We start from the raw sequence: 8,057 nt of genomic DNA on the forward strand, positions 1-8,057 counted from the left end.
GGACCACATCGTCCGCCGGGCCGCCCACACGTCTCGCAGGTCGCGAGGAGCTCACTGACTGCTGCTGCCGAAGTCCTCCGGGGAGATCTGGTCGAGGAACTCGCGGAACTTCTCCACCTCGTCCTCCTGCTCGTCCGGGATCGCGATGCCGGCATCGTCGAGCACCGTGTCACTGCCGTAGATCGGCGTCCCGGTGCGCAGCGCCAGCGCTATGGCGTCGGACGGGCGGGCGCTCACCTCGACGCCGCTGGCGAAGACCAGCTCCGCGTAGAAGACGCCCTCACGCAGGTCCGTGATGCGCACTTCCGTGAGCTCCTGGCCGACGGCTTCCAGCACGTCCTTGAACAGGTCGTGTGTCAGCGGCCGCGCGGGAGCCATGCCCTGCTGGGCGAAGGCGATCGCCGTCGCCTCCCCCGGTCCGATCCAGATGGGGAGGTAACGGTCGCCTCCCACTTCACGCAGCAGCACGATCGGTTGGTTGGAGGGCATTTCGACCCGGACACCTACGACATCGAGCTCGTTCACACAGCAACCCTAGGCCGTGCTCGGGACGTTTGGGTAGTCGGGCCGGGATCGGGCGCCTGATCCGGCCCGCGAGCACCCGGCCGCCTCAGGGCAGCCGTATCCCGAGTGCCGTCTGCACCAGCGCGGTGTGCAGCTTCACCGTGAGCCCCGCGAGCTCCTTGGTGCGGGCCTCGGCATGAGCCCTGGTCTGCGGGTTCCGGTGCCGCCTGAGCGGGGCCACCACCTGGTCCACGAGCCCGGCCTCACGGTCGGCGGCGGCCTTCATCGCCCGCAGGTGCCGCGGCTCGATCCCGAACCGCCCGAGTTCGGCGACGAGCAGGGCCACGGGAACGGCCTCGGCGTCGTAGACCCCGTCCTCCAGAGGAGTGAGCAGGCCGTAGGACTCCCATTCCTTGAGCTCGCGCTCGTCGACCCCGGCGGCGGCGAGCAGCTCCTCACGCCCGATCCTGGCCGCTGTGGGCCCCTCGGGCGGCTCGGACGGGGATTCCCCGTTACGCTGACGGCCCACGACCGGCAGCTGCACTGCCTCACCGCGCTCCATGGCCTCCAGGTGCTCCCGGATCACCTTCAGGGGCAGATAGTGGTCCCGCTGCATCCTCAGGACGTGACCGAGGCGCTCGACGTCGTGGGCGCTGAACTTGCGGTACCCCGACGGGGTCCGCTGCGGCTCGATGAGCCCTTCCGACTCCAGGAAGCGGATCTTGGAGATGGTCACTTCGGGAAACTCGTCGCGCAGCACGTTCAGCACCGTGCCGATGCTCATCAGCCCACTGTCCGTGGCGGCGGTGCCGTCCCCGGCACCGCCGCTCGGTGTTTGAAGCATGGACCTTCCCTGACGGATGGACCTTCGCTGGGGTCTGTCCGGACCGAGCCCGGTCAGTAGCCCCGCTGGCTGGCGTGGAAGACCAGCCGGTACTTGCCGATCTGCACCTCGTCGCCGTTGCTCAGGGCGACCTGGTCGATCCGCTCCCGGTTCACGTACGTGCCGTTCAGACTGCCCACGTCGGCCACCGTGAACGAACCGTCCTGACCACGGCGGAACTCCACGTGCCTCCGGGACACCGTCACGTCGTCCAGGAAGATGTCGCTCTGCGGATGCCGGCCGGCCGTGGTCAGGTCGCCGTCCAGCAGGAAGCGGCTGCCCGAGTTCGGCCCGCGGCGCACCACCAGGAGCGCGGAACCCAGCGGCAGCGCGTCGACGGCGGCCTGCGCCTCGGGGGACAGGGTCGGCATCGGCGTCTGGCCGGTGGTCTCGCTGTCGTAGGCCTCGAGACCGGAGATGGAGATCGTGGAGGTCGTCTCGGACGGACGCTCCGGCGTCGCTCCCGCCCGCAGCGGCGCGCCGCAGTTGGAGCAGAAACGGCTGTTCTCCGCGTTGCGGTTACCGCACCTCGTACACACCAGCGCCGACATGGGATCCTCCTGCCGCGGCTGCCCACCGGGGGCATTGGACGCATACGGGTCGGAAAACCCTCCACCCGCACCTGAGGTTGACGGTTGCCCGAAACCTATGCCGCCGGGCTGCGCAGGGTCAACCGACGGCGCGCCCTGACCTCCGGAAACGTCGCCGCCCGGGCCGCCGACCTGGTCCCGGAACAGCGGCCGCTGACCCTCCGCGTCAGGCTGTGCGCGATGATGGGCGGTCGCGTTGTCGCTGCCCTCTCGCGCGCTCTTGCCGAACAACTTCGCAAACAACTTCACGGGCGATTCCCCTTGACCGAAACAGACCCGCCCGTGGGGCAGGACGAACCCTGACTGAACACTCTGGCCGACCCGGACATCCTGACAACGTCCGTCTGCACCAGACAGTTTCCACCACGCACCGCCCATTCGGTGCGCCGACCCCCCGCAACCTCCTGCCCTCGCCGGACGCCGCCCATGCACCCCCGGCTCACTGCGAGGACGACCGAGCGTAGTCAGGCCGCTTCGCTGCTCGCAAGGCGTCCACGACGATGTCGGTCGACCGCTCGATCGTGACGGTGGCCTGTTCCTTCTCGAGGGTCTGCACCACGCCTCCGGGGATGTTGAGCGCCGGCTCGAGGTCCTGCGACTTGCCGATGACCTTGAAACGATACGGAGCGTTGATCTTGTTCCCGTCGACGCTCACACCCTTGCCCGAGTCCGTGAGATACGTGCTCGCGACGACACGGACACCGTTGACCTGGATCGCCTCCGCACCCGCAGCGCGCAGCTCCTGGATCGCGTCGAGCAGCATGTCCGCCTCGACCGTCCCCTTCGTGTCCTCGATCGCCATGGTGATGCCGGGCCCCTGCGCGGCCACCGTGCCCGCCAGGATGCCGAGTTGCCTCTCCTTCTCGATCGTCTGCTTCCTGGCCTCCTCGGCCTGGTCCGAGCTGTTCTCCAGCTCGTCGCGCTGCTTCTCGAGACCCTGCTTCTCGTCCTCAAGACGCTGAGTACGGTCATCCAGTTCATCGAGGATGCGGACAAGATCTTCCTGCCTCGCGCCACGCAGGGCGCTGTCGCTGTCGCTGTTCGAGGCCACCTGTACAGCCAGCCCGAAACCAAGGCCGAACAACAGCACCGCGACGATGAGCTGGGCCCGCGTGACCCGCGGCGGCCACAGCCCCTGCGCCAACCGCTGCCGCCCGGTCAGATGCGGCTCGGGGGCCGACTGGTCGTCCGGTGCCTGCCTGGGCTCCGGCTCCTTCGGGGGCTCCTCGGCGGCAGGCGACGCCGGGGGCACCTCCTGAGGCAGTTCCTTGCGCAGCCTGCTCCCCGGGTCGTCCCCACCGTCGCGCGGGTCGCCCCCGTTCTCGGCGGGCTTCTCGTCGTGATCGCTCATCGGCCTCACGCCCGGAACACGTGCCGGCGGATCGCCGCGGCGTTGGAGAAGATCCGGATGCCGAGGACGACCACCACACCGGTGGACAGCTGGGCACCCACACCCAGCTTGTCGCCCAGGAACACGATCAACGCGGCCACGACCACGTTCGACAGGAACGACACCACGAAGACCTTGTCGTCGAAGATGCCGTCGAGCATGGCCCGCAGACCGCCGAAGACGGCGTCGAGCGCCGCCACGACAGCGATCGGCAGATAAGGCTCGACCACCGCCGGAACCTCAGGCCGGACCAACAGGCCGGCCACGACTCCCACGACGAGGCCCAGTACGGCGATCACGATGTGCCCTTCTCGCTCTTCTCAATGCTCGGCTGTGCTGTGCGTACGGTCACACGCGGCGCGGCAGGCAGCCGGAGGTCGTCCTCCACGGAGATGCCTGTCCTGATGCCGTAGCTCTCCTGCAGCGCGTTCAGATACAACCCGTCCGCGCTGTTCTGGAACCGTGTGCTCAGCCGCTGCCCGTCCCCCACCGCCAGCACCGTGTACGGCGGCACCAGCGGCTTGTTGTCGACCAGTATGGCGTCCCCGGCGGCCCTGATCGCGGACAGCGCCGTCAGCCGCTGCCCGTTGATGGAGACGGCCTCGGCTCCCGACTCCCACAGACCGTTCACCACACGCTGCATGTCCCGGTCACGCACCCGTCCGGTGTCGGAGAACCCGGAGGTCTCACGCGGGTTGCCGTCGCCACCCGAGGCCGCTGCCTTTGCGTCGTTCACCACGAGCTTCACACCGGGGCCGTGCACCGCCACCGCGCCCGCCAGGATGCCGGCCAGATCGGAGTCCGCGCTGCCACCGCTGTTCTTCAACGCCTCGCGCTGCCGTGCGCTCACGTCCGCGCGCAGCTCGTCGACGGTGTTCTCCAGCTTGTCCGCCGCCTCGGTCTCCCGGTCGATGCGGTCGACCAGCTCTTCCCGCTCCTTGGCGACGACCGGGGCGGCGACCCGCGCCTGCGCGGCTCCGACGGTCACGACGAGGGCCGCGAGCACCAGGCCGGCGGCGAGCCCCAGCTTCGCCCTGAGCGTCTTCGGCATGCCGCTCTCACCCACGGCCTTCCTGCGCGCGGTGGCCTCGGCATATCCGTCGTCGAGGCTGTGGTCCATGACGTTGGTGAGCAACGACATGGACGCATCCGGGCGCCGGGGCCGCGTGGGTGTGCTCCGAATGGGGGGTTGCTGCGGCATGCCGCACATCGTCGCACGTCGCGAGCACTACCTCCGAACGGCCCCACCGGCGTGCCGGACAGGCCCCGTTGGGGACACTTGTCCGGCACGCACGCGTGCAGCCCGTTCTACCGGCCGGCGCTGTCCACGACCGCCGACCATTCGTCCAGCAGGGCCTGCGCGGAGGCGTCGTCCGGTCCCTCGGCCCACAGGTGGGTGACAGCCTCGGCCGGGTCAGGCAGCACCATCACCCAGCGGCCGTCGGTCTCCACCACACGCACGCCGTCCGTGGTGTCCACGAAGCGGTCTCCGGCCGCTTCGACGACCCGCCGCATCACGAGCCCCTTGACGGCCCACGGGGTCGCCAGATCCCGCTTCAGGACGTGCGCCCGCGGGATCCGCGCGTCGATCTGGCTGAGCGTGAGCTGCGTCCGCGCCACGAGCCCGATGAGCCGTACGAAGGCCGCGGTGGCGTCGTACACGCTGCTGAACTCGGGGACGATGAAACCGCCCTTGCCGTCACCGCCGAAGATCGTCCCTTCCTCACCGCCCACGCGCGTGAGGTCGTCGGGAGAGGTGGTCGTCCACTCGACCTGCGTCCCGTGGTACGCCGCCACCTGCTCGGCGATCCGGGTCGTGGTCACCGGCAGCGCGACCCGGCCGCTGCGCCGCTCAGCGGCGACCAGGTCCAGCATCACAAGCAGCGCCCGGTCGTCCTCGATGATCCGCCCCTTCTCGTCGACGAGCGACAGCCGCTCACCGACGGGGTCGAACCGGACGCCGAACGCGGCGCCCGAGGACGCCACGATCTCCCCGAGACGCACCATCCCCGACCGGCGCATGTCGGCCGTCTCGGTCGGCCGGGACTCGTCGAGACCGGGGTTGATGGTCAGCGAGTCCACCCCGAGCTTGCCGAGCAGGCTCGGCAGGACGAGACCGGCGCTTCCGTTGGAGGCGTCCACGACGACCTTCAGTCCGGAGTCCGCGATCCCGGTCGTGTCGACGTTCCGCAGCAGCGACCCGGTGTACGAGTCGAAGACACTGGCCGGGAAGTGCAGGTCGCCGATCTCCCCGGGGAAGGCACGGCGGTATTCCTGCCGCGCGAACACCCGGTCCAGCTTCCGCTGGCTGCCCTGCGACAGGTCGGCGCCCTGCCCGTCGAAGAACATGATGTCGACCGAGTCCGGCACCCCGGGGGTGGTGCGGATCATGATGCCGCCCGCACTGCCCCGCGCGGTCTGCTGCCGGGCCACGGGCAGCGGCACGTTCTCCAGGTCCCGCACGTCGATCGCGCTGGCCTGCAGCGCGGAGATCACCGCCCGCTTCAGCGCACGGGCACCGCGCGAGTGGTCCCGGGCCGTGGTGACGGTCGAGCCCTTCTTCAGCGTGGTCGCGTACGCGCCCGCGAGGCGGACGGCGAGTTCCGGCGTGATCTCGACGTTCAGGATGCCGGACACACCGCGGGCGCCGAAGAGATGCGCCTGGCCCCTGGATTCCCAGATCACCGAGGTGTTGACGAACGCGCCGGCCTCGATGGTCTTGAACGGATAGACCCGCACATTGCCCTGGACGATCGATTCTTCACCGATCAGGCACTCATCACCGATGACCGCCCCGTCCTCGATCCGCGCCGCACGCATGATGTCGGTGTTCTTGCCGACCACGCAGCCACGCAGGTTGCTGTGCGGCCCCACGTAGACGTTGTCGTGGACGACGGCCTTGTGCAGGAACGCCCCGCTCTTGACGACCACGTTGGAGCCCACGACGGTGTGCTCACGGATTTCGGAGCCGGCCTCGACCTTGGCGTAGTCACCGATGTAGACGGGTCCACGGAGGACGGCGTCGGGATGCACCTCCGCTCCCTCGGCGACCCACACGCCCGGGGAGATCTCGAACCCGTCGATGTCGACGTCGACCTTGCCCTCGAGGACATCGGCCTGCGCCTTCACATAGCTCTCGTGGGTGCCGACGTCCTCCCAGTAGCCCTCGGCGATGTAGCCGTAGACGGGCTTGCCTTCCTTCATCAGCTGCGGGAAGACATCGCCGGACCAGTCGACGGGCACATCGGGCTCGACGTAGTCGAAGACCTCGGGCTCCATCACGTAGATGCCGGTGTTCACGGTGTCGGAGAAGACCTGGCCCCAGGTGGGCTTCTCGAGGAAGCGCTCCACCTTGCCTTCCTCATCGACAATGGTGATACCGAATTCCAGCGGGTTGGGCACACGCGTCAGACAGACCGTGACCAGTGCGCCCTTCTCCTTGTGGAAATTGATGAGCTCGGTGAGGTCGAAATCCGTCAGAGCATCGCCGGAGATGACAAGGAAGGCATCGTCCTTCAGCGCTTCCTCTGCGTTCTTGACGCTTCCGGCGGTACCGAGTGGCTTCTCCTCATTGGCATAGGTGAGCTCCATACCGAGCTCTTCGCCGTCACCGAAGTAGTTCTTGACGAGCGACGCCAGGAACTGGACAGTCACGACTGTTTCGTTGAGCCCATGCCTTTTGAGCAGCCGCAGAACATGCTCCATGATCGGGCGGTTGGCCACCGGCAGGAGCGGCTTGGGCATGCTTGAGGTCATAGGACGAAGGCGGGTGCCTTCGCCTCCGGCCATCACGACGGCCTTCATGTCGGAAGCGTCCTCCTCGAAGAGACGGTCTAGCCGACTTCCCCCGCCAGGATTGTCCCGCACTTATCCAGCACGGGCCATCGCTCCGCTACGGCAGCAGGACCATCCGGGAGTTCAATCGGCCATGGCGTCCGCACGAACCAGGCGGCGGACTTGTACCACGTAGAGGACTCCTGCCCACCAGTACAGCGTTGTACCCCATCCGGCGAACGCCCATCCGAAAATAGCAGCCAGTGACGAGATCCAGCCACTTCCGTCACTGAGCAGAAGCAAGGGGAAGGCGTACATCAGGTTGAACGTGGCGGCCTTCCCCAGGAAGTTCACCTGGGGCGGCGGATAGCCGTGCCGGCGGAGGATGCCCACCATCACCAGCAGAACCAGCTCACGCGCCAGAAGTACAGCGGTCAACCAGAGGGGCAGAATCTCGCGCCAGGTGAGACCGACCAGGGTCGAGAGAATGTAGAGCCGGTCGGCGGCAGGGTCGAGGAGCCGGCCGAGGCTGCTGATCTGGTTCCAGCGCCGCGCGAGCTTGCCGTCCAGGTAGTCGGTGACGCCGCTCAGGGCAAGGATCAGAAGTGCCCAGCCGTCACTCTTGGGCCCACCGAACTCAGGCCACAGAATCAGCCACAGGAAGACGGGCACGCCGACGAGGCGCGCCATGCTGAGGATGTTCGGGATGGTGAGCACACGGTCCGTCTGGACGCGAGTCTCCTGAACCTCCACCCGGGGGCCTCCTGTGGGAAATGTGCCGACGATGCTCCCTGACCCTACCTCAACGCAAAAAGCTCTGGCTCTTGGGCTATGCGCCCAAGAGCCAGAGCTCTAAAAGGAGTTCGGCGGCGTCCTACTCTCCCACAGGGTCCCCCCTGCAGTACCATCGGCGCTG

Annotated in this window: 8 protein-coding genes; all 8 read right to left on the bottom strand. The window is 68.0% G+C overall.

The window, feature by feature from the left end; all coding sequences use genetic code 11:
* Nucleotides 1–51 precede the first annotated feature (51 nt).
* The 8 genes from ACFU3E_RS37885 to ACFU3E_RS37920 all read right to left on the bottom strand — a co-directional run bounded on the left by ACFU3E_RS37885 (nucleotide 52) and on the right by ACFU3E_RS37920 (nucleotide 7,894).
* Complete coding sequence (locus tag ACFU3E_RS37885) at nucleotides 52–525, bottom strand: bifunctional nuclease family protein (protein ID WP_003988851.1); 474 nt, start codon at nucleotides 523–525, stop codon at nucleotides 52–54.
* Between the two features lie 85 nt (nucleotides 526–610).
* The gene (locus tag ACFU3E_RS37890) at nucleotides 611–1,348 is read right to left on the bottom strand and encodes a MerR family transcriptional regulator (protein WP_384169220.1); all 738 of its coding nucleotides are present in this window, start codon (nucleotides 1,346–1,348) and stop codon (nucleotides 611–613) included.
* Between the two features lie 53 nt (nucleotides 1,349–1,401).
* Complete coding sequence (locus tag ACFU3E_RS37895; RefSeq protein ID WP_384169223.1) at nucleotides 1,402–2,355, bottom strand: FHA domain-containing protein; 954 nt, start codon at nucleotides 2,353–2,355, stop codon at nucleotides 1,402–1,404.
* A gap of 61 nt (nucleotides 2,356–2,416) precedes the next feature.
* The gene (locus ACFU3E_RS37900; RefSeq protein WP_384169226.1) at nucleotides 2,417–3,328 is read right to left on the bottom strand and encodes a DUF881 domain-containing protein; all 912 of its coding nucleotides are present in this window, start codon (nucleotides 3,326–3,328) and stop codon (nucleotides 2,417–2,419) included.
* Nucleotides 3,329–3,333: 5 nt separating this feature from the next.
* Nucleotides 3,334–3,666 carry a small basic family protein gene (locus ACFU3E_RS37905; protein WP_003988855.1) on the bottom strand — a complete coding sequence of 111 codons (333 nt, stop codon included), beginning with the start codon at nucleotides 3,664–3,666 and terminating at the stop codon, nucleotides 3,334–3,336.
* The gene (locus ACFU3E_RS37910) at nucleotides 3,663–4,577 is read right to left on the bottom strand and encodes a DUF881 domain-containing protein (RefSeq protein WP_384169229.1); all 915 of its coding nucleotides are present in this window, start codon (nucleotides 4,575–4,577) and stop codon (nucleotides 3,663–3,665) included. Before ACFU3E_RS37910 ends, ACFU3E_RS37905 begins: the two co-directional genes overlap by 4 nt.
* Before the next feature lie 98 nt (nucleotides 4,578–4,675).
* Nucleotides 4,676–7,171 carry a mannose-1-phosphate guanyltransferase gene (locus tag ACFU3E_RS37915; RefSeq protein ID WP_031104797.1) on the bottom strand — a complete coding sequence of 832 codons (2,496 nt, stop codon included), beginning with the start codon at nucleotides 7,169–7,171 and terminating at the stop codon, nucleotides 4,676–4,678.
* A 114-nt stretch (nucleotides 7,172–7,285) separates the two neighbouring features.
* On the bottom strand, nucleotides 7,286–7,894 hold the full coding sequence (locus tag ACFU3E_RS37920; protein WP_384169233.1) for a CDP-alcohol phosphatidyltransferase family protein: 609 nt from the start codon (nucleotides 7,892–7,894) through the stop codon (nucleotides 7,286–7,288).
* Nucleotides 7,895–8,057: the final 163 nt, after the last annotated feature.

Origin of the sequence: Streptomyces sp. NPDC057424, assembly GCF_042803315.1 — a bacterium.
Lineage (GTDB): Bacteria > Actinomycetota > Actinomycetes > Streptomycetales > Streptomycetaceae > Streptomyces.

Coding starts and splice junctions, on each gene's coding strand:
- ACFU3E_RS37890 (WP_384169220.1), bottom strand. CDS start 1,348: ATGCTTCAAACACCGAGCGGCGGTGCCGGGGACGGCACCGCCGCCACG.
- ACFU3E_RS37895 (WP_384169223.1), bottom strand. CDS start 2,355: ATGGGCGGTGCGTGGTGGAAACTGTCTGGTGCAGACGGACGTTGTCAG.
- ACFU3E_RS37900 (WP_384169226.1), bottom strand. CDS start 3,328: ATGAGCGATCACGACGAGAAGCCCGCCGAGAACGGGGGCGACCCGCGC.
- ACFU3E_RS37910 (WP_384169229.1), bottom strand. CDS start 4,577: ATGTGCGGCATGCCGCAGCAACCCCCCATTCGGAGCACACCCACGCGG.
- ACFU3E_RS37915 (WP_031104797.1), bottom strand. CDS start 7,171: ATGAAGGCCGTCGTGATGGCCGGAGGCGAAGGCACCCGCCTTCGTCCT.